This window comes from Pseudomonas sp. XP1 (assembly GCF_053557675.1).
Genome location: NZ_JBNRIJ010000052.1, coordinates 12,605 through 13,729 on the forward strand (window position 1 = coordinate 12,605; position 1,125 = coordinate 13,729).

Annotated in this window: 1 protein-coding gene; it reads left to right on the plus strand. The window is 64.9% G+C overall.

Translation table 11 applies throughout. From position 1 onward, the window contains the following. Nucleotides 1-137 precede the first annotated feature (137 nt). Nucleotides 138-1,046 carry a LysR family transcriptional regulator gene (locus ACK1U9_RS24635; RefSeq protein WP_108480643.1) on the plus strand — a complete coding sequence of 303 codons (909 nt, stop codon included), beginning with the start codon at nucleotides 138-140 and terminating at the stop codon, nucleotides 1,044-1,046. The last annotated feature ends 79 nt before the right edge of the window (nucleotides 1,047-1,125 follow it).

The window sequence follows — 1,125 nt, forward strand, 5'->3', positions numbered from 1 at the left end:
CAGTACAGGCACTGCAAATCTTATGACCCAATCACCGTCCAAAATAAATGCCCCACCACGCACGAGCGCATTGCGTCTGGTGCATTCCACCAACCTGCTACCATCGCCATTCCTCACAGCTGTAACGGAAAGCGGCCATGCAACTCCCGGACATGAACCTGCTCGTCGCCCTCGATGCCCTGCTCGACGAGGGCAGCGTGGTTGGCGCGGCGCAGCGCATGAACCTGAGCCCGGCGGCGATGAGCCGGACCCTGGGGCGTATCCGCGATGCGTTGGGTGACCCGATCTTGGTGCGTGCCGGTCGCGGCCTGGTGCCGACACCGCGGGCGCTGGCCCTGCGCGAGCAGGTGGCGGCGTTGGTGGAGCAGGCCGGCGAGGTGTTCCGCAGTGCCGGCGAGGTCGACCTGCCCAAGCTTGACCGGGCCTTCAACATCCGCACCAACGACCTGTTCATCGCCCTGTACGGCGCCCAGCTGCTGCGGCGCATGCACGAGCAGGCACCGCGCACGGTGCTGCGCTTCGTGCCGGAAAGCCCCGGCGGCGATGATGACAGCGTGCTGCGCGACGGACGTACCGACCTGATCATAAGCTCGACCGTGGACCTGGGCCCGGAGATCAAGGTGCAGAGCCTGTTCCAGACCTACTACGTGGGCCTGGCGCGGCGTGACCACCCAATCTTCGAGCAGCCGATCACGCCGACCAGTTTTGCCAGTTATCCACAGATCAGCGTGTCCCGCCGTGGTCGGGCCAACGGGCCGATCGATGTGGAGCTGGCCAACTTCAAGGTGCAGCGGCGGGTGGCGCTGATCACCCCGAGCTTTCACTCGGCGCTGTTCTCGCTGCCGGATTCCGACCTGATCCTGCCGATGCCGGCGAACATCCTCAACAGCGTGCACAAGCTTGGGCTGCCGCTGCGCTCGTTCCAGATCCCGGTGCCGCTGGAGCGGGTGAACGTGCTGCAGGCATGGCACCCACGGTTTCACAATGACCCGGCGCATCGCTGGTTGCGGCAGACCCTGAAGGCTTGCTGCAGTGTCGACCCTTGAGTGATGTTCTGCCTGGGCCGGCCTTTTCGCGGGTGAACCCGCTCCCACAGGACATCACAAGCCTTGAGAGGTGTGTTGT

Excerpts from the sequence above, each read along its gene's own strand:
- ACK1U9_RS24635 (WP_108480643.1), top strand. The coding sequence starts at position 138 with ATGCAACTCCCGGACATGAACCTGCTCGTCGCCCTCGATGCCCTGCTC.